This is a genomic window from Pseudoalteromonas sp. 20-MNA-CIBAN-0454 (genome assembly GCF_040308685.1).
Lineage (GTDB): Bacteria > Pseudomonadota > Gammaproteobacteria > Enterobacterales > Alteromonadaceae > Pseudoalteromonas > Pseudoalteromonas nigrifaciens.
Genome location: NZ_JBEOOB010000011.1, coordinates 1 through 19,518 on the forward strand (window position 1 = coordinate 1; position 19,518 = coordinate 19,518).

General features: G+C 40.5%; 25 protein-coding genes. 11 read left to right on the forward strand and 14 right to left on the reverse strand.

All coding sequences use genetic code 11. The features are described 5' to 3' along the window. Positions 1-51 precede the first annotated feature (51 nt). Positions 52-933: a cobalamin-binding protein gene (locus tag AAEZ22_RS07135; protein WP_502935260.1), complete on the forward strand. Its 882-nt coding sequence runs from the start codon at positions 52-54 to the stop codon at positions 931-933. Continuing rightward, the gene (ung, locus tag AAEZ22_RS07140; RefSeq protein WP_086995237.1) at positions 930-1,592 is read left to right on the forward strand and encodes a uracil-DNA glycosylase; all 663 of its coding nucleotides are present in this window, start codon (positions 930-932) and stop codon (positions 1,590-1,592) included. Before AAEZ22_RS07135 ends, ung begins: the two co-directional genes overlap by 4 nt. A 61-nt stretch (positions 1,593-1,653) precedes the next feature. Here ung and AAEZ22_RS07145 read toward each other — a convergent pair whose 3' ends face one another. Further along, the gene (locus AAEZ22_RS07145) at positions 1,654-1,833 is read right to left on the reverse strand and encodes a DUF3545 family protein (RefSeq protein WP_011329208.1); all 180 of its coding nucleotides are present in this window, start codon (positions 1,831-1,833) and stop codon (positions 1,654-1,656) included. Positions 1,834-2,103: 270 nt separating this feature from the next. Then, positions 2,104-3,054, reverse strand: coding sequence for a transaldolase (gene tal, locus AAEZ22_RS07150; RefSeq protein ID WP_086995240.1), 951 nt, complete (start codon positions 3,052-3,054; stop codon positions 2,104-2,106). Positions 3,055-3,285: 231 nt separating this feature from the next. Between tal and yaaA the strand changes: the two genes are divergently transcribed. Both yaaA and AAEZ22_RS07160 read left to right on the forward strand, forming a co-directional pair. Further along, positions 3,286-4,065: a peroxide stress protein YaaA gene (gene yaaA, locus AAEZ22_RS07155; RefSeq protein ID WP_011329206.1), complete on the forward strand. Its 780-nt coding sequence runs from the start codon at positions 3,286-3,288 to the stop codon at positions 4,063-4,065. 132 nt (positions 4,066-4,197) lie between these two features. Continuing rightward, positions 4,198-5,154, forward strand: a complete 957-nt coding sequence (locus AAEZ22_RS07160; RefSeq protein WP_352296675.1) for a mechanosensitive ion channel family protein — start codon at positions 4,198-4,200, stop codon at positions 5,152-5,154. Positions 5,155-5,241: 87 nt separating this feature from the next. On the opposite strand, the gene mgtE is transcribed toward AAEZ22_RS07160, so the two are convergent. From mgtE to AAEZ22_RS07220, 12 genes are all read right to left on the reverse strand, one after another. After that, positions 5,242-6,600 (reverse strand): magnesium transporter, encoded by a 1,359-nt coding sequence (gene mgtE, locus AAEZ22_RS07165; protein ID WP_011329204.1) that lies wholly within the window; start codon positions 6,598-6,600, stop codon positions 5,242-5,244. Between the two features lie 147 nt (positions 6,601-6,747). Continuing rightward, on the reverse strand, positions 6,748-7,020 hold the full coding sequence (locus tag AAEZ22_RS07170) for an HPr family phosphocarrier protein (protein WP_352296678.1): 273 nt from the start codon (positions 7,018-7,020) through the stop codon (positions 6,748-6,750). A gap of 43 nt (positions 7,021-7,063) precedes the next feature. Continuing rightward, on the reverse strand, positions 7,064-7,909 hold the full coding sequence (rapZ, locus tag AAEZ22_RS07175; RefSeq protein WP_011329202.1) for an RNase adapter RapZ: 846 nt from the start codon (positions 7,907-7,909) through the stop codon (positions 7,064-7,066). Positions 7,910-7,930: 21 nt separating this feature from the next. Beyond that, positions 7,931-8,383, reverse strand: a complete 453-nt coding sequence (ptsN, locus tag AAEZ22_RS07180; protein WP_041454569.1) for a PTS IIA-like nitrogen regulatory protein PtsN — start codon at positions 8,381-8,383, stop codon at positions 7,931-7,933. A 4-nt stretch (positions 8,384-8,387) separates the two neighbouring features. Then, positions 8,388-8,675: a ribosome hibernation promoting factor gene (gene hpf / locus AAEZ22_RS07185; RefSeq protein ID WP_011329200.1), complete on the reverse strand. Its 288-nt coding sequence runs from the start codon at positions 8,673-8,675 to the stop codon at positions 8,388-8,390. 26 nt (positions 8,676-8,701) lie between these two features. Further along, on the reverse strand, positions 8,702-10,195 hold the full coding sequence (locus tag AAEZ22_RS07190; RefSeq protein WP_041454568.1) for an RNA polymerase factor sigma-54: 1,494 nt from the start codon (positions 10,193-10,195) through the stop codon (positions 8,702-8,704). Positions 10,196-10,264: 69 nt separating this feature from the next. After that, the gene (gene lptB, locus AAEZ22_RS07195) at positions 10,265-10,990 is read right to left on the reverse strand and encodes an LPS export ABC transporter ATP-binding protein (RefSeq protein ID WP_352296681.1); all 726 of its coding nucleotides are present in this window, start codon (positions 10,988-10,990) and stop codon (positions 10,265-10,267) included. Beyond that, the gene (lptA, locus tag AAEZ22_RS07200) at positions 10,987-11,532 is read right to left on the reverse strand and encodes a lipopolysaccharide transport periplasmic protein LptA (protein WP_352296684.1); all 546 of its coding nucleotides are present in this window, start codon (positions 11,530-11,532) and stop codon (positions 10,987-10,989) included. Before lptA ends, lptB begins: the two co-directional genes overlap by 4 nt. After that, the gene (lptC, locus tag AAEZ22_RS07205) at positions 11,522-12,079 is read right to left on the reverse strand and encodes an LPS export ABC transporter periplasmic protein LptC (RefSeq protein WP_089368740.1); all 558 of its coding nucleotides are present in this window, start codon (positions 12,077-12,079) and stop codon (positions 11,522-11,524) included. Before lptC ends, lptA begins: the two co-directional genes overlap by 11 nt. Beyond that, positions 12,076-12,627: a 3-deoxy-manno-octulosonate-8-phosphatase KdsC gene (kdsC, locus tag AAEZ22_RS07210; protein ID WP_011329195.1), complete on the reverse strand. Its 552-nt coding sequence runs from the start codon at positions 12,625-12,627 to the stop codon at positions 12,076-12,078. Before kdsC ends, lptC begins: the two co-directional genes overlap by 4 nt. After that, positions 12,628-13,599 carry a KpsF/GutQ family sugar-phosphate isomerase gene (locus AAEZ22_RS07215; RefSeq protein WP_011329194.1) on the reverse strand — a complete coding sequence of 324 codons (972 nt, stop codon included), beginning with the start codon at positions 13,597-13,599 and terminating at the stop codon, positions 12,628-12,630. It abuts the gene before it with no gap. Positions 13,600-13,608: 9 nt separating this feature from the next. Further along, complete coding sequence (locus AAEZ22_RS07220) at positions 13,609-14,577, reverse strand: calcium/sodium antiporter (protein ID WP_041454567.1); 969 nt, start codon at positions 14,575-14,577, stop codon at positions 13,609-13,611. Between the two features lie 266 nt (positions 14,578-14,843). On the opposite strand from AAEZ22_RS07220, the gene AAEZ22_RS07225 reads away from it, so the two are divergent. Genes AAEZ22_RS07225 through murA form a run of 7 tightly spaced genes read left to right on the forward strand, consistent with a single transcriptional unit; the run spans position 14,844 to position 19,508 of the window. Continuing rightward, positions 14,844-15,659, forward strand: coding sequence for an ATP-binding cassette domain-containing protein (locus AAEZ22_RS07225; RefSeq protein WP_011329192.1), 816 nt, complete (start codon positions 14,844-14,846; stop codon positions 15,657-15,659). After that, positions 15,659-16,438, forward strand: a complete 780-nt coding sequence (mlaE, locus tag AAEZ22_RS07230; RefSeq protein WP_041454775.1) for a lipid asymmetry maintenance ABC transporter permease subunit MlaE — start codon at positions 15,659-15,661, stop codon at positions 16,436-16,438. Before AAEZ22_RS07225 ends, mlaE begins: the two co-directional genes overlap by 1 nt. A gap of 13 nt (positions 16,439-16,451) precedes the next feature. Continuing rightward, entirely contained in the window at positions 16,452-17,000 is a 549-nt protein-coding gene (mlaD, locus tag AAEZ22_RS07235; RefSeq protein ID WP_011329190.1) for an outer membrane lipid asymmetry maintenance protein MlaD, read from the forward strand. Between the two features lie 5 nt (positions 17,001-17,005). Next, complete coding sequence (locus AAEZ22_RS07240; protein WP_352296687.1) at positions 17,006-17,686, forward strand: MlaC/ttg2D family ABC transporter substrate-binding protein; 681 nt, start codon at positions 17,006-17,008, stop codon at positions 17,684-17,686. After that, a complete protein-coding gene (locus AAEZ22_RS07245; protein ID WP_011329188.1) occupies positions 17,679-17,972 on the forward strand; it encodes an STAS domain-containing protein in 294 nt (97 codons plus the stop codon). The genes AAEZ22_RS07240 and AAEZ22_RS07245 overlap by 8 nt, the downstream gene beginning before the upstream one ends. Positions 17,973-17,977: 5 nt before the next feature. Then, positions 17,978-18,235, forward strand: coding sequence for a BolA family protein (locus AAEZ22_RS07250; protein ID WP_011329187.1), 258 nt, complete (start codon positions 17,978-17,980; stop codon positions 18,233-18,235). Between the two features lie 13 nt (positions 18,236-18,248). Next, positions 18,249-19,508 (forward strand): UDP-N-acetylglucosamine 1-carboxyvinyltransferase, encoded by a 1,260-nt coding sequence (gene murA / locus AAEZ22_RS07255; protein ID WP_352296690.1) that lies wholly within the window; start codon positions 18,249-18,251, stop codon positions 19,506-19,508. The last annotated feature ends 10 nt before the right edge of the window (positions 19,509-19,518 follow it).

The following is a 19,518-nucleotide window of genomic DNA, read 5'->3' on the forward strand; positions in this document are numbered from 1 at the left end:
AAGGGATCACCGCTGTTAAAATTTGCGGTGGAAAGTGAGCTTTAGTGCTTGCTGTCCACCTCAGGGCGTGTTGTTATTGGTCTATTGTTACTCTGTGTATCGCAGCATGCGCAGGCTAATAAGATACAAATTGATAAAGTACAGCCGGCTAAAGCGCTGCGTATTGTGGCACTAGCTCCGCACATAGTAGAAAACCTGTATGCAATAGGCGCGGGAGATAATATTGTTGGCACAGTTGATTACGCCGACTACCCTGCAGCGGCAAAAGGTATTACTCGTATTGGCGGTTACTATGGTATTTCAATCGAAAAGCTTTTAGTCCTTAAGCCAGATATAGTGATTGCGTGGAAAAGTGGTAATCAAAGCGATGATTTAGCACAAATAGAGCGCTTAGGTATTAAGCTTTATTTAACTGATCCAACTACAGTTACAGGCATTGCCGATGAGTTGCTTATGCTAGGCAAACTTACCGGTAACATTAAACAAAGCGAGCAAGTGGTAAAAGCATTTAATACTAAACTTGCAGCCATTACAGCCAAGCAACAGGGTAAAAGTAAACTCACCGGCTTTTATCAGCTCTGGTCTGAGCCGATGATGACAGTGTCGAAAAATACCGGAATAAGTGAGTTAATGGCTACTTGCCAAGTAACCAATGTATTTGCAAATAGCCGCACCGACTATCCACAAATAAGCATAGAAAATGTGATAGTGGCTAAGCCGCAAATTATAATTATTCCGGATGAAAAATCAGCAACACCGCAACCCACTATTAATTGGCAGCAATGGCCAGAAATACCCGCAGTAAAAAATAAGCAATTTTTATCTGTAAATGCCGACTTACTACATCGCTTTTCAGCGCGAATGCTAGATGGGCTGGCCGACATGTGTGATAAAATAGACGTATCACGCCAACAAATAAAGAGCATACAATGAGCGATTGGACTGCATTTTTAAAGCAAGAATTACAGCAAGCGTATATGCAGCAAACACTCGACTACGTTGCTAAGCGCCGCAGCGAAGACGTTGCTGTTTATCCTCCAAAAGATCAAGTGTTTAGCGCATTTACTGCAACACCGCTTAGCGATATACGCGTTGTTATTTTAGGGCAAGATCCTTACCACGGTGAAGGCCAAGCACATGGTTTGTGTTTTTCGGTATTACCTGAGGTTAAAAAACTGCCACCTTCGCTTAAAAATATTTATAAAGAGCTGGCTAGCGATATAAACGATTTTGTTATTCCTACCCATGGCTACTTACAAAGCTGGGCAGAGCAAGGAGTATTTTTACTCAATACAGTACTTACGGTAGAGCAAGGCCAAGCCCATTCGCATAAACACTTAGGGTGGGAGCAATTTACCGATAAGGTTATTGCGCATATAAACACCCATTGTGAAGGCGTAATATTTATTTTGTGGGGGGCTCATGCACAAAAAAAAGGTAAGGGAATTGATAGCGCACGCCAACATATTTTAGCGGGGCCGCACCCGTCACCACTGTCTGCTCATCGAGGTTTTTTTGGCTGTAGGCATTTTTCAGCCACTAATGCGTTATTACAATCTCAAGGTAAAACGCCGATTAATTGGCAAGTATAATTTTAACTTTTAAAACCAAAGGCCCGCAAATAATGCAATGCGGGCCTTTTTAGTTAGTCGTTTAAAAGTCGAGTTCATTAACGGCTATGCTGTCTGTAAAGTAGTCCAACTCCTGTAGTTCTTTGCGTAAACGATACTTTTCTTGTATTGCTTCGATTTCGCGCCATCTTCTTTTTTTATTTTTTTGAGAAGCTTCCTTTTTTGTTTCAGGACCTTCTATTATATTGCTCAGGCTATCCATGAATATCTCCTTTAGACTGCATTTGATACCAGTCTTATTAAAAACTAAGCTATAACTGCTCACTAATTTAATGGTATAGGTATTAACTTCGCGAATACCTATACCATAGGCCTAGCTAAAATAGAATATAAAAGTGACAATTGTGTTACTAAATTGTGATTTATTGATGAAGGTTTGCTTTATGGTGGGTTTATAAGTTTTTTACATATAAATTGCAGGCATAAAAAAACGCCGCAACTGCGACGTTTTTTATACAAGCGTTTAAGCCAATTACATGGCTTTAAAGCGTGCTTCTAATTGCTCTTGAGCATCAGCAAAAGAGCGAATACCTTCAGCTAATTTTTCAGTCGCCATAGCATCTTGGTTATGCAACCAACGAAATTGAGCTTCGCTAAGCGGTGCCGGTTTTGGCTGCTGCGCAACATCTTTTGCTAGTAAATATTCTGGTGCATCTTCAAGGTTACCCAACTCTTCTAAAAGGTTAGGGCTAATAGTTAGCTTATCGCAACCAGTAAGGGCAAGAATTTCGCCGGTATTACGAAAACTTGCACCCATAACTACCGTTTTGTAGTTGTGGCGTTTATAAAATTCAAAAATGCTGCGTACAGACTGCACTCCTGGATCTTGCAGTGGGTCGGTCGGCTTTTCCATACCGTTAGCAACGTGCCAATCTAAAATGCGACCTACAAATGGCGAGATTAAAAATACGTTAGCATCGGCGCAAGCACGTGCTTGGGCATCACTAAACAATAAAGTAAGGTTACATTTAGTACCTTCTTTTTCTAGTTGTTCAGCGGCTTTAATGCCTTCCCAAGTAGAGGCTACTTTAATTAAGATTTTATCTTTGCTTACGCCTTCTTTTTCGTAAAGACTAAGTAGCGTGTGCGCTTTATCAATAGTTGCTTGGGTATCAAACGAAAGACGTGCATCTACCTCAGTAGAAATATAACCAGGTACAATAGCGCTAATTTCTTTACCTAATAATACCGCAAAGTAGTCGCATGCTAGCGCTAGTTGCTTCGCTGGATCTTGCTCGGTTTCTTTGGCGTAGCTCCATGCTTTATTTAAATAAGGCTTATAGGCTTCAATCTCGCTCGCTTTTAATAGCAATGACGGATTGGTCGTTGCGTCTTCTGGTTGATGCTTTTTAATTGCTTCAATATCACCCGTGTCGGCCACGATTGATGAATGTTGTTTTAGCCTTTGTAGCGCGTTAGTCATTTGCTTTCCTCATTCCAAGCAAGTTAAAAGAAAATCTAAACTACTTTAATATTACACCATACTGCAACAGCGAAGTAATGCTTGATAGGTCTTATGTCCTTATCAATATAAAAACGGTTATGTATGAATTATTAAGGTAGGATCAGTCTGTTTAATATTAAACAAAACGTGCTTTTCGTTTCATTTAATGTTGAAATTGACATTAAATAAATTACAAGTCAATAGCTAACTATGATCACTGTTATTTCACCTGCAAAAAATCTTGATTACACCACGCCACCTGCAACCGATAAGTTCACTCAACCGGAATTACTTGAGCACAGCGAAGCACTGATGCAAGTATGCCGTGAACTAACCCCTGCGCAAATTGGCAGCCTGATGAAAATTAGCGATAAGCTCTCAGGGCTTAACGCTGCTCGCTTTAGTGAGTGGGCACAGCCATTTACCACAGAAAACGCTAAACAAGCGGTACTGGCCTTTAATGGCGATGTATATGGTGGTTTAGATGCTAGCACGCTAACGGCTAATCAGCTTGATTACGCACAAAGCCACCTACGCATATTATCGGGCTTATATGGGCTTTTAAAGCCGCTTGATTTAATGCAAGCGTATCGCCTTGAAATGGGCACCAAGCTTGAAAACAGTCGTGGTAAAAACCTGTATGAGTTTTGGGGCAGTGTAATTGCCAATAAACTTAACGAGGTATTAAAAGCCGAGGACGCCCAATACTTAGTTAACCTTGCTTCAAACGAGTACTTTAAAGCGGTTGATAAAAAAGCCCTTAATGCACAAATAATTACTCCACACTTTAAAGACTGTAAAAATGGTCAATATAAAGTAATTAGTTTTTACGCTAAAAAAGCACGAGGCATGATGGCGCGTTACCTCATCGAAAATAAAGTAACTCAGCTAAGCCAGCTTAAAGAGTTTACAGTAGCGGGTTATTACTTTAGCGCCGAAGCAAGTGTGAAAGAGCTTGAGCCAGTATTTTTACGCGATGAACAAAGCTAAAACTTAAACCTTTACCTAATCTATAAAAGCCATGCACAGCATGGCTTTTTTAATACTGGCGCTATACTTGCAATTGATATGCGAATTCAAGATTGATTCTAATCACATTATAAATCAATAGGTGCAAGTTACATGTTTAGTATTCCCTCAATTAGCGACGCCGAAAAACTTATCGAAGAAAAGCTCGGAGGGTGGTTTGATGTCGTTATAAGCCATATTCCTAATTTTATTGTGGCAGTTATTATTGTCATTCTATTTTCTATGCTGGCTCGCTTTGCCGGTAACTTAATGAAAAATTTATTGCGCCGCTCCCTCGATTCAAAACAGATAGCTGATTTAATGGCTTCTATATTTAAAGTGCTGATATTAAGTGTAGGAGTGTTTATAGCACTGGATTTTATGGGCTTAAAAGGCACGGTAACGTCATTACTAGCTGGTGCCGGTATTGTTGGTTTAGCGATTGGTTTTGCATTTCAAGATATGACCGAAAACTTAATAGCAGGTATTGCTATGGGTATTCGTAAGCCATTTAAACCAGGTGATGTAATAAAAACTGATGATGTGTTTGGCTCTGTGCATTCAATAAACCTGCGTAATACACTAATAGAGAGCTTTTATGGGCAGCAAATACTAGTGCCTAATAAAATACTATTTAGAAATGTATTGCGAAACTACAGCACGCTAGGCGTTAGACGCATAGAAGTGTCGGTAAGAATTTCATTAACAGAAGACATAGAAAAAGCCGCAAACGTTATTGTGGATAAAATTAATCAATTTGAGTTTGTAATACGCCAAGATGAAACGGCCGTATACGCCGAGAGTTTTGGCGACAGTAGTATTAATTTATTATTGTGGTTTTGGATTAAATACCCTGGTGAGCCAGACTTTATGACAGTACGCCACAAAGGTGTTGTGGCAGTACAGCAAGCACTAAATGAGGCTGATATTCGTATTCCATTCCCAATACGTAGTTTAGATTTTGGGGTTAAAGATGGCGAAAACCTCGATGCAATAATAAGTAATAAAGTAAATACACAATCGTCAAAGCAAGAAGGAGCCGATGGCTCTACAATCAATAAAGAAGACTAGATAACCTGAACGCTGGTTAAATTATATTGCGTAAAAGTTACTTTTAACCAGCGCGCATTTACACAGTAATGTGCGCTGGTTTACTGATTAAACCAGCAACCAAGTTGCGGTGCCTAAAAAGGCAAATATACCTACTATATCGGTTACTGTAGTGAGTATTACACTGCCAGCAAGTGCAGGGTCTATTTTCATACGTTTAAGTATTATAGGAATACACGCACCCGCCACACCCGCAACAACTAAGTTCATAAACATTGCAAACGCCAGTACCGCGCCAAGCATTAAGTCCCATTGCCATAGGGCTATAACACTGGCAATTAAAACAGCCCATAAAATACCGTTTAATGCACCAATGGCGAGCTCTTTTATCATTACAAAACGTTGGTTAGTTTGGTTAATATGGCCCACTGCTATACCACGAATAACCAAGGTTAATGACTGGCTACCGGCCACCCCACCCATTGAGGGGACAATGCCGTTAAGCACGGCTAAAATAGGCAGTATTGCTAAAGTGCCTTCAAAAAAGCTGGCAACAAAAGCAGCTGCCAGAGCCGTTAATAAGTTAACACCTAGCCAAACAGAGCGTTTTTTTGAGCTTTTTAAAACCGGTGCAAAGGTATCTTCTTCATCATCAAGACCCGCTAAACCTAATAAGTGATGCTCTGCGTCTTCACGAATTACATCAACAATGTCATCGATAGTAACACGGCCAAGTAGCTGGGCGTTGTCGTCAACTACTGGGGCTGATATCCAGTTATGACGTTCAAATAACTGCGCCACTTCGCTTTCATCCATCGAAATAGGAATAGACTCACAGTCTTCATCCATTAGGTCGTGAACAATTTTTTCGGGCGAATTGGTTAGTAAGGTACTTAACGATAAAGCGCCTAAAAAACAGTTATGCTTATCGACAACGTAAAGGTCGTCGGTACCCTCAGGGAGTTCGCCGCGCAGACGAATGTAACGCAGTACCACATCTAGGGTTACATCAGGGCGAATGGTTACTGTATCTGTGTTCATCAGCGCGCCAGCAGAGCGTTCCTGATAGGAGAGTGCTTGCGTAGCACGTTCTCTATCTTGAATGTCCATGGCGCTAACCACGTCTTTATAAACCGTGTCAGGCAGGCTTCGCAGTACTTCACCTAAGTCATCGTGGCCCATGTCTTCAGTGGCAGCAGCAATGTGCTTAGGTTCCATTTGGGCAATAATGCCTAAACGTACATCTTCAGAGAGTTCTTCAAGGACATCACCTTGTACATCTGGATCAACTAATTGCCAGAGCAGGCGGCGAACTTTATGTGGTGATGATTCTAGTAAAAGTGCGGTATCACAAGGAGCTGTTTTTGCCAGCATGCGCCTAACTTGAACAAACTGACCACTATTGAGTGACTTGGTCACTTGTTGTAATTGTTGTAGTGGGTAGTCTTGTTCGAAAGTTTCGGGCATTGGCGTCCTTAATTTATTTTTATAACGTTAGGGAAGAAGTTAGTCATTAACTTCGTTCAGTTTATCTTACTTTTTTTAGCCAAACTAGCTTAAGGTTTCACTAACCCTATATTTTAGCTCGTTTACTTGGTTTAAATAAAGTGCCTACTATTCATGTTCGTTAAAGCGCTGCGCTATTAATTGGCCAACGGCATGTAAAGCATGCTCAGCATCGGGTCCTTCGCACACTACTTTTACTTCTTTACCTTGGCTGCTTTCTAGTAACATTAAAGCCAGTACGCTATCGCCAGCGGCTTCTTTTTCATCTTGAAATAAAGTAATAGATGCGTCAAATTGTACCGCTAATTGTGCTAATACGGTAGCGGCTCTAGCATGCAGACCAAGTTTGTTTTTTATTAAAAACGTATTTTCTAAGCGCATAAGATACTCTACTTAAGCTGAACAGATGATTATTTAAATTGAATTATTTTTCTTGCTCGCGATGGCGAATTTTTACATTAGGGTGAGACATAGCAAAGCTTTCACCAATTGTTTGCGCTAAATAAACTGAGCGGTGCTGACCACCAGTACAACCAATAGCAATGGTTAAATAACTGCGATTATTACGCTCTAGGTGTGGTAACCACGTTTGTACAAAGGTTTGAATTTGCCAAGTGAATTTTTGCACAATACTATGACTAGCTAAATAATCTTTTACTGGTTGATCTAATCCAGTTAAAGGCTTGAGCTCCGGTTCCCAGTGTGGGTTTGGTAAAAAACGCGCATCAAAAACATAATCAGCACCTTTGGGAATACCATGCTTAAAGCCAAACGACTCAAAGGTAATGATAAGCTGTTTGTCTTTTTTACCGAGTATGGTTTCACGCATAGATTCAGCAAGTTGATGCACACTTAAATCGGTTGTATCAATGACATGATCAGCCCGCGTTACGAGTACATCGAGTAATTCTTTTTCTTTTTTTATTGCTAAATCTAGCGGTAGCGAATCAATCGAAAGCGGGTGCAAACGACGTGTTTCTGAATAACGGCGGATTAACGTTTGATCGTCGCTATCTAAATAAAATAACGTTGGTTTAGCAAAGTCGGGCAAGTACTCAAGGATATCGTTAAACTGCTGCTGGTCTTTAGGCAGGTTACGCACGTCTATACTAACGGCTATTTTATCGTAGTTATCAGAGACACTGCGCACTAATGAAGGCAGCAAATTTACCGGAATATTATCTACACAATAGTAACCTAAATCTTCTACAACACGTAAAGCAACTGACTTACCAGAACCTGAACGGCCACTTATAATAATTAATTCCATTTACCACCCCTTTATTAGTAACTAGGATTGATCCAAAATAACTTGGTATAACGCTTCATCAGACTTTGCCGCACGCAATTGCTTACAAAACTCTTTATCGTTTAGTTTATCAGCTATTGTGGCTAGTGTTTTCAAGTGCTGCTGGTTATCGCCATCGGGCACTATAAGCGCAACAAAAATATCAACTGGACGATTATCAATTGCATCAAAATTAATAGCGGTTTCGCTTATTAAAATTAAGGCAAGAGGCTCTTGTGCCCCGCTCATACGGCCATGTGGAATTGCTATTCCTCGGCCAATACCGGTACTACCTAGCTTTTCTCTTGCCAATAAAGCAGTGAGAATATCTTGCTGAGGTAAATACGGCATTTTTTTATGCGCGAGTTCACTGATGAATTCTAAAATTCTTTTTTTACTATTAAAAAGGACCACAGCTTTGCTGCAGTCCTGGCATATAAGTGAGCTTAATTTCATAGTGTTAGTGTCGAGCAAACTTCTCTTTGTGTTTAATTACTTGACGATCGAGTTTGTCAATCAACGAGTCAATGGCAGCGTACATATCTTGGTGTTCGGTCGATGCAAATAGCTCAGCGCCACTTACAAAAATTGTTGCTTCAGCTTTTTGACTTAATTTTTCTACATCGAGAATAACATGCACATTAGTTATGTGATCTGAGTGTCTTTGCAGCTTTGCAAATTTATTATTTACATAGTCTCTTAATGAGTCTGTAATGTCTACATGACGACCAGTTAAGTTTAGTTGCATCAGCATTTTCCTCTTTGTTGTACGTCTTAAATCAAGCTTTTACGTTGATTCGACGGGGGAATAGCCAGAGATTCGCGATATTTTGCAATTGTCCGTCTAGCTACTTTAATTCCTTGCTCAGCCAATATATCTGCAATCTTGCTATCACTCAATGGTTTGGCTAAGTTTTCTGCAGCTATCAACTTTTTAATCAGGGCACGTATGGCAGTTGATGAACATTCGCCACCATTTTCGGTGCTTACATGGCTTGAAAAAAAGTACTTAAGCTCAAAAATGCCACGTGGAGTGTGCATATATTTTTGCGTAGTGACCCGTGAAATAGTCGACTCGTGCATTTCAACTATTTCGGCAACATCGTTTAATACCATAGGTTTCATGGCTTCTGGGCCATGTTCAAAAAACGCTTGTTGCTGCTTAACAATACAATTAGTTACTTTCAGGAGTGTTTCGTTTCTACTTTCTAGGCTTTTAATAAACCATTTAGCTTCTTGTAAGTGCGAGCGAATAAATTGGCTGTCACCGCTGGATTTTACTGTACGAGACATAGCCGCATATTGGCTGTTAACACGTATTTTTGGCATGCTATCTGGGTTTAGCTCTACCACCCAGCGGCCTTTTATTTTTTTAACAGACACGTCAGGTATAACGTATTCAGACTCTTCTCTGACAATAGTATCCGCAGGCTTAGGATTAAGCGTATGAATAAGTGTCATTATTTCTTTAAGCTCTTCTTCTTTGAGCTTAGTTTTTTTCATTAACGTACGATAGTCGCGAGCAGCGAGTAAATCGATATGATCAGTTAACACCATTTTTGTTTCGTTAATATAAGGGGTGTCTTTATCAAATTGATTTAATTGAATGCATAAGCATTCTTGCAAGCTGCGAGCTGCAATACCAACAGGATCAAATAATTGAATGCGCTTTAGCACTGCTTCTATTTCATCTAGTTCTACTTCGTGTTCGTCGTCAGTTTCTTGGTTAAAGCTTGCTAAAAGGTCTTCGCAACTGAGGGTTAAAATACCAGAGTCATCTACGGCTTCAACGATAGCTATGGCAATAGCTTCGTCGGTAGGGCTAAAAGGGGTGAGCTGTAATTGCCACATTAAGTATTCATGCAGGGTTTCGGTTGATGCACCTTGATAAATAGATTCATCTTCAGGCATTGGCCCTGATGAAGAGGCAGGCGCTGCGCTCATATATTCATCCCATGATACATCCATGGCCATGTCGTCGCTTATGGTGTCTTTATTTAGTGCTTCGCCGCTATCTTGCTCATACTCGCTTGGGGTGTCGTCAGCAGAGGCGCTAACAGTAATGTCATCTGCTTTTTGCTCGTTTTTACCTGCTGATTCTTCCGTGTAATCTTGTTCATCAACTTCAAGTAATGGGTTGCTATCAAGTGCTTCTTGTATTTCTTGCTGGAGATCCAAGGTACTAAGCTGCAATAAGCGAATAGCCTGTTGCAGTTGCGGAGTCATTGTAAGTTGCTGGCCCATGCGCAGCTGTAATGATTGCCTCATTTATCTCTAACAATCCTTATAAATTGATATGATTAATCTTAGCAGATGCTTATAGTAATAACATAAATATTACAGTTTGAACTGCTCGCCTAAATAAACATCACGTACTGTTTTATCGTTTAATACAAATTCAGGAGTACCAGATGCAATTAGCTCCCCATGAGAAACAATGTAGGCTTTTTCACAAACATCAAGGGTTTCCCTTACATTGTGGTCGGTAATTAGTACGCCAATACCACGATTTTTAAGGTGTTCTATAATTTTTTTAATATCGAGTACTGAAATAGGATCCACGCCAGCAAAGGGCTCATCAAGCAATATAAATTTAGGATCTGCAGCTAAAGCACGTGCTATTTCTACGCGGCGACGTTCACCACCAGATAGCGCCATACCTAAGCTGTCGCGAATATGTTGCAGGCTAAATTCGTCCAATAAACTATTTAGGGTTTCTTCCCTGGCTTGTTTATTTAGTTGCTTACGCGTTTCTAAAATAGCCATTAAATTTTGATACACAGTGAGCTTTCTAAAAATAGAAGATTCTTGTGGTAAATAACCAATACCTAAACGAGCACGGCTGTGCATAGGAAGTAAGGTAATATCGTTATCATCAATTAATATTTTACCTTTGTCGCTATGAACTAAGCCTACAATCATGTAAAAGGTAGTGGTTTTACCTGCGCCATTTGGGCCAAGTAAACCAACAATGCTGCCAGCTTTTACTTCAAGTCCTACATTTTTAACAACTTCACGGCCTTTATAGCTTTTTGCTAATAGCTCTGCTTTTAATGTACTCATGGCTGACCTTTATTGAGTTTTTGTTCTTTTTTTACGTCTACAGGCACTAAAATAGTGTGTACCCGATCAGTTGAGTTTTCATCTTTTTCAGCGCTTATAAGCTGTTGCTCTATATCGTAGGTGATGCTTTTAGCCGTAATTTTTTGCCCAGCTTGAGAAATGTTTGCATCTCCTACCAGGGTTAAAAAACGTTTCGCTACATCGTAACGTACTTCGTTAGCGCTGGCGCTCATGACAGTGCCATCTGCTTGCTTTTCTTCAAAATATGCAGGGCTGCCCGTGGCAATTAATAGTTGTTTATTACCGCCAAGTTCGTCGCGCTTATGTACTTCTAAACGATCGGCGGTGATACGACGATTACCGTGAATTATCTCGACGTTTTTCTCAAAAATACCAACGTTTTCTTTTAGTTGGCCTTCTTGGCGGTCAGCACTAATAGAAATTTGATTAGCTAATGGGGAAGTACTTTGCTCTGCCGCATTACTATTAAATACAAGTATAAGCGATGGAATAATAAGTATTTTTGCAAGGTTATTGGTCATAATATAGTGTTCGCGTATGGTTAATTAGTTTTATCACCTCGGTTGTTAAATTGGCTTCAAGGCCTTTACCGGTGATCTTTAAATTCGGTCCAGTTATAATAACGGGCTGTTCGCTGCGCATAGTGAGTAGCATTATATCTACTTGAATATTGTCGGCGGTAATTTTGTCTATCATTGCGCCATCAATTAAGTTTTGGGCAGTTACATTACCCTCTAAAATTAATTGTCTTTCATCGTAAAGTGTTGCTTCATCAGCATTGATACGCCACGTTTTTTGTCTGTCGTCGTACAATATGAAAGTAGGTTTTTCGAATAAGGTAAATCCTAGCTGCTCGTAAAGCTCCGTTTTAACCGCAGTTACTTTATGGCTAATTTCACCGTTTTCGTCAAAAGCTGTTTGTTTTAGCTCAATGGCGGTGTAATCGGGTTTAGCTATTACTTCTGAGTCGGCTTTAGCAACCGTATTTACCTGAGTAAAATAAGGGTACCAAAGCCAAACCATACAGGTGATGAATAAAACGCTTAAGACTATGCGCGCTATATTCATGAACTGGTGCCTTGGCTAGTTAATGGTTTATTGTTTTCAAGCATAAGTAAGTCGGTTAGCTCTCTTACTGCACCAAAACCACCCGGCATTTGCGTAGTGTAATGTGCTAAGCGTTTAATTAGTGGGTGCGCGTCGTTTACTGCGACTGCAAAGCCAACTAACTCCATAACAGGCATATCTGGGCCATCATCACCAATATAAGCAATTTGCTCATCGCTCAAATTAAGCTTGTTTTTAAGCTCTTGGTAGGCAATAAGCTTGTTTTCTTGACCTTGATAAATATGCTGCACGGTTAAGCTGGTCATACGTTGTTGTACTATTTGCGAGTGCCTGCCGGTAATAACCGCTACTTCAAAGCCGCTGTTAATAAGTGCTTTAATACCAAAGCCATCTTTTGTATTAAATGCTTTTAGCTCTTCACCTTGGTTGCCAAGATAAATTCGGCCATCAGAAAATACGCCATCAATGTCGCATATAAGTAGTTTTACTTTTTTTGCGCGCGCTTTAGCGTCATCACTTAGCGCTTGATAGAGTTCTTCAAATTGCATTTATAATACTCCTGCTTTAAGTAGGTCTTGCATATTGAGTGCCCCAATAGGCTGATTATGCTCATTAATAATAATTAAGCCATTAATGCGTTTATGTTCCATAATATTAAGCGCTTGCGCAGCAAGCATATCTTGGGTTGCCGTGGTACACGATTTAGTCATTACTGCATCTATTGACGTGGTATGAATATCAACGCGTTGCTCTAAAATACGGCGTAAATCACCATCGGTAAATAACCCAGCGAGTTGCTGATTATCGTCAACTATGGCGGTCATACCTAAGCCTTTAGCTGTCATTTCAATCAGCGCATCTTTAATAGTTTGCGAAGTAGTTATAATAGGCGTATTTACACCGCTGTGCATAACATCTTTTAAGGTGAGCAGTAATCGCTTCCCTAAACTGCCACCGGGATGCGATAGTGCAAAGTCATCGGCAGTAAATCCGCGTGCTTCTAACAGTGCTACCGCCATTGCATCGCCCATAGCGAGTGTTGCCGTGGTACTGGCTGTTGGTGCTAAGCCTAATGAGCAGGCTTCTTTTTCTACTTTAATGCATACATGCACGTTAGCAAGTGTGGCCATGGTTGATTGTGTATTTCCTGTCATGGAAATAATTTTTGCACCAAGGCGTTTTAACACTGGAATAATATTAAGTACTTCACTGGTTTCGCCTGAGTTAGAAATAAGCATAACGACATCGTTTTTAGTGATCATGCCCAAATCGCCGTGGCTGGCTTCGCCTGGGTGCACAAAAAAAGCAGGGCTACCAGTGCTTGCTAAAGTTGCCGCAATTTTATGGCCAATATGCCCCGACTTACCCATACCAATAATTATAATACGGCCACTGCAGTCATACATAAGCTGACATGCCTGATGAAAATTATCATCTACATATTGTTTTATATCAAAAAGTGCTTGGCGCTCGATATCAAGAACACGTAGCCCTTGCTCGATAAAACTTAGCTTGGTCATAGACAACTCTTACCCTATTTGACTAAAGATGTAACCTTGGTAAATCAAAAATGCGCTTAGCAGTAAACCACCTTCTACTCTATTGATACGCTGTGCGCCTCTAAAGTTCAATGACATAACAATAAGTGCCAAGGTTGCTGCAATCATAATCAGTACATCACGATTAGCAATAGAAGGGTCGATTATCGATGGATTGATAATACCGGCAAGTGGTAACACGGCTAAAATATTAAAAATATTTGAGCCCACAATATTACCCAGTGCTAGGTCATCTTCATTTTTAAGCACACCTGCAACAGACGCTGCCAGTTCTGGTAAACTGGTGCCAATAGCAATAATAGTTAAGCCAATTACCAAGTCACTTAAGCCAAAGAATTTTGCAATATCGACAGCTGAGCCAACTAAAAAGTGAGAACTAACAGGAAGTAATATCAAGCCTACAATGAGCCAAAAAACTGCCTTTTTAGTGGGAACGTTATCGGGTACTTCATCGCAGGCTTCGTTTACAAATGGATCGTTATTATTTTTAGCTCTTAGGGAGATAATAATAAGTCCAAAAATAAATACAACAAAACCAATAAGTAGGGCAATTGCTTCTGGGTATGAAAAATAGTTATCTGAAAAAATATACCAAGTAGCTAACGAAATAATTAATACCAAAGGTATTTCACGTTTTAAGGTGCTTGATGAAACAGACAACGGGCGCAATAAAGCGGTAATACCCAGTACTAATAAAATATTGGTTATGTTTGAGCCAACGGCATTGCCTATGGCAGTATCGGTTTTACCGGCTAAAGCGGCAGAAGCCGAAACCATCATTTCAGGCGCTGATGAACCCATTGCAACAACGGTTAACCCTACAATTAAAGTAGGCACACCAAAGTTTTTCGCCAGTGCTGCGGCGCCATAAACGAACTTGTCTGCGCTCCAAACTAGGCCAGCAAGACCAAAAATTAAAATAACAAATGAGGTAACCATTGTATTGAACCAGTTATTGAAAATACATATTGCACGAATAGTAACAAAAGCCAATCTGAAAGTATAAATAAAACAGTGGCGAAGAGAGCGGTTAATCACTTATTTTATAAATATTTAGGGTATGCTATGCAAAGGTTTAAGCCAAGGTTAAGGTGGTTTGAGCGAGCCTTATAACTGTTTTGGCAATTACATTACAAAATCTTACGAATTGTTTTTTCCATCTTGGTCGAAAAAGCCTTAAAATAGGAATACGAGTGAATATTGTTATGGAGAGCGACTTGTCGCAATCAATAGTAGAAGTCAAGGATGTTTGCTTTTCAAGGGGCGATAGAATCATATATAAAAATATGAGTTTTAGTGTTCCTAAAGGTAAAATCACTGCCATTATGGGGCCAAGCGGCATTGGTAAAACTACCATGCTGCGTTTAATTGGCGGTCAACTAAAGCCTGACTCTGGTGATATTTTATTTGAAGGCAGTAGCATTCCAAAAATGTCACGTAAAGCCCTATATGAAGCGCGTACCAAAATGAGTATGCTTTTTCAAAGTGGTGCATTATTTACTGACATGTCGGTATTCGATAATATAGCTTTTCCGATTCGAGAGCACACTAAGCTAAGTGAAGACCTTATTCGTTTAGTGGTATTAATGAAGTTACAAGCTGTGGGTTTACGAGGCGCTAAAGATTTAATGCCGTCGGAGTTGTCAGGTGGTATGGCTCGCCGTGCAGCTTTAGCCCGCTCTATAGCACTTGACCCTGAATTAATTATGTATGATGAGCCATTTGCAGGCCAAGACCCTATTTCTATGGGAGTACTGGTAAAGCTTATAAAGTCACTCAATGAAGTGCTTGGTTTATCGTCTTTAATCGTGACCCATGATGTGAACGAAGTCATGAGCATTGCCGATCACGTTATAATAATTGCCGATCAAGGTGTTATTGGCAGTGGATCGCCAGAACAAATGCGTCAACATGAATCTCCTTTGGTACAGCAGTTCTTAAAAGGCTTATCGGATGGTCCTGTGCCATTTCATTTCCCGGCACAAATATATGCAGATGAGTTGCTTGGAGAGAATAAATGATGTTGAATTTTCTGCAAAAAATAGGGCATAAAACACTAGGTCGTTTTGCAGCGCTAGGGCGCTCAGCGAACATGTTATTTGGTGCACTTGTGCACATACCTAACTTTAAAAAAGGCACCCCCTTACTCATTCGCCAGCTTTATATGGTGGGCTCACAATCGTTGCTCATTATTGTGGTGTCGGGGTTGTTTATTGGCATGGTATTAGCGCTGCAAGGCTATACAGTGTTGGTTGGTTATGGTGCAGAGGATAGCTTAGGCCCTTTAGTTGCGCTGAGTTTGCTCAGAGAACTAGGCCCTGTGGTTACTGCATTGCTATTTGCTGGGCGGGCGGGCAGTGCGCTCACCGCTGAAATTGGTTTAATGAAAGCAACCGAGCAATTGTCATCACTCGAAATGATGGCCATTGATCCATTGAAACGTATAATTGCACCGCGTTTTTGGGCTGGTTTAATAAGTATGCCGTTGTTAGCATTAATATTTTCGGCAGTGGCTATTATTGGTGCCCATTTAGTCGGCGTTGATTGGCTAGGCGTTGATACCGGAAGCTTTTGGTCAATTATGCAATCACAAGTTTCGTTTCAGCAAGACATACTCAATGGCATAATTAAAAGCGTTGTATTTGCTATTGTAGTGACCTGGATCGCCCTTTATAAAGGATATGATTGTGTACCAACTTCTGAGGGGATCAGTAAAGCAACCACAGAAACCGTGGTGCACTCATCTTTAGCAGTGTTAGGGTTTGACTTTCTTTTGACAGCGGTAATGTTTACCAACTAGTAGGGTATAGATAATGAATTCACGGAAATTAGAGATTTTAGTTGGTTTTTTTGTCGCATTAGGCATTTTAGCATTTGCTATGCTTGCGCTTAAAGTGGCCAACACTGGTATTAGTGGCTCAGGTGACACATACACACTTAATGCTAAATTTGAAAACATAGGCTCATTAAAGCCCCGTGCACCCATTAAAGTGGGCGGTGTGGTTATTGGTCGGGTAGAATCTATTTATGTTCATCCGCAAGAATTTTTACCAGTTGTTAATATGACCATTGATGCACAGTATTTATGTCGTTTTTCAGACACTAGCTCAATCTCTATTTTAACGTCAGGCATTTTAGGTGAGCAGTACTTAGGGATTAATCCTGTTATTGCACCAGAATCTGCAGAGCAGCGTTGTTTAGGTTTAACTGTGGTACATAACGAACAAGATCAAGCAATTGATGATTTATTTGGCGTAGAAAGTAAAGCGCTAGGTGACGGTGGATCTATTACCGATACTAAGTCTGCCTTAGTGCTAGAAGAGTTAATTGGGCAGTTTTTATTCAACCAAGGTAGTGAGTAATTATTATGTTGAAAAAGTTTTTAGTTATTGCAGCGCTTAGTACCCTAACGTTTGCACAGGTAGTTAAAGCTGCCGATGTTAAACTAACAGATCCTAACAAAATGGTACGTCAAGTGGCAGATAATACCTTTGAGCGGATCACAAAAGATCAGCCATTAATTATTAAAAATAATGAGCATTTTCGTGTCATTGTTGAAGAAGAATTAATGCCCTACATTGACTACAAATATGCGGCACTGCGAGTGTTAGGCAGCGAAGTATCAAAAGTGCGTGCAATAACCGATGAGGCTGAAAAGGCGCGCGCAATTAAAGATATTCAGCGCTTTATTGTAGTATTTAGAGAGTACCTAGTAGCAACGTATGCAGGTGTTTTTACCCAATACACCAACCAACAAGTCGAGTTTGGCGCATCACAACCTTTTAAAGGTAAAGATGTGGTGGTAGTAAAAACCAAGATCATTGAAGCGGGTAAACCCGATATTAAAATTGACTTTAAAGTGCGTGAAGACAGAAGTGGTGAATGGCGTGCTTACGATATGATTGCAGAAGGTATTAGCTTACTAGATGCAAAGCAAAGTGAGCTACAAGGCATGTTACGCCAACAAGGTATTGACCACGTAAGTAACCTTTTAGAGCAAAAGAGCCAACTGCCAGTACAGTTTAGAGGCAGCGACACCAATGACTAAGTTGGTGATAAGCCAAGTTGATGAGCAACATTTTCGAGTCAGTGGTGAGCTTACTCGAAGTTCAATTGGCGATGAAAAAGGCCTGGGCAGTCAGGCAATAACCAAGCATAAAATCTGCTACTTTGACCTTAGTGACGTATCTAGGGTTGACACAGCAGGCTTAGCTTGGTTAATTCACACTTTTGCGCAGTACAAGCAACAAGGCATTCGCCTTGAGTTGCAAAATCCACCTGAACAATTGCAAAATTTAATGCAATTGGGTCAAGTTACAACCCTATTTGAGTGAGAGTTATGGAAACTAGCCAAGTCGAAATATTATTACGCGATGAACTTCAATTAGCAGAAGTACATGTTAAAGCCAATGGTAGCCATTATGAAGTAATAGCTGTTGGCGAATGCTTTGACGGTTTAAGCCGAGTGAAAAAGCAACAGCTAGTTTATGGACCATTAATGAATACTATTTCAGATGGCACCATTCACGCAGTATCAATTCGCGCTTTTACTCCTGTAGAGTGGAAACGCGAACAAAAATTTATTTTACCGCAATAAAAAAGGCCCCTACATGGATCAATTTGTAATTCAAGGTGGCACTTCGCTTGCGGGTGAAGTTACTATCTCTGGCGCTAAAAATGCGGCACTTCCTATTTTATTTGCCGCATTATTAGCCGATGGTAAAAGTACGTTTACTAATGTACCGCGCTTGCGTGACATAGTTACCACCGAAGCGTTATTAAAAACCTTAGGTGCGAGTGTTAATTGGCAAGGCGACACGCTTGTGATTGACGGCGCAACAGTGGATAAAACACTTGCTCCGTATGACCTAGTTAAGCAAATGCGTGCATCGGTACTGACACTCGGGCCTTTAGTGGCGCGTTTTGGTGAAGCACAAGTGTCACTCCCTGGTGGCTGCGCTATTGGGGCTCGACCTGTGGATATTCATATTCAAGGCTTAGAGCGCATGGGCGCACAAATCAACGTAGAAAACGGCTATATTAATGCCAAAGTAAATGGTCGCTTAAAAGGCGCTGAAATCTTTATGGAGATGGTTAGCGTTGGCGCTACTGAAAACCTAATGATGGCCGCGACCTTAGCCGATGGCAAAACTGTGCTTGAAAATGCAGCTTGTGAGCCAGAAATAACAGACTTGGCTAATTGCTTAATTGCTATGGGCGCTAAAATTACGGGTGCGGGTACAAACCGTATTGAAATTGAAGGCGTTGAGCGTTTAGCGGGTTGTGAGCACCGTATTTTACCAGATCGTATTGAAACAGGTACTTTTTTAGTTGCTGCTGCTATGGCCGGTGGCGAAGTGCTGTGTAAGATGACCGATTTTCATTCACTTGAGCCGGTAATTGAAAAGCTACGTGCAACCAATGCATTGTTAGAAGTACATGACAACAGCATTTATTTAGATATGCGCGGCAGAGAATTAAAAGCCGTTAATATTAAAACAGCTCCGCATCCTGGTTTTCCTACCGATATGCAGGCGCAGTTTACCGCATTAAATGTAGTGGCTAATGGTAGTGCCACCATTACCGAAACTATTTTTGAAAACCGCTTTATGCATGTACCTGAGCTACAACGTATGGGCGCAAATATTCGCTTAGAAGGCAACACAGCTATTTGTGGTGATACAAAAACTCTTAGCGGTGCCCAAGTTATGGCAACCGACCTACGTGCATCAGCCAGTTTAATTTTAACCGGTATAGTGGCGCAAGGTGAAACGATAGTTGATCGTATTTATCATGTTGATAGAGGTTATGAGCGCATTGAAGATAAGCTCAGCGCGTTAGGTGCTAATATTAAACGTAGAAGTAGTTAAATAACTATTT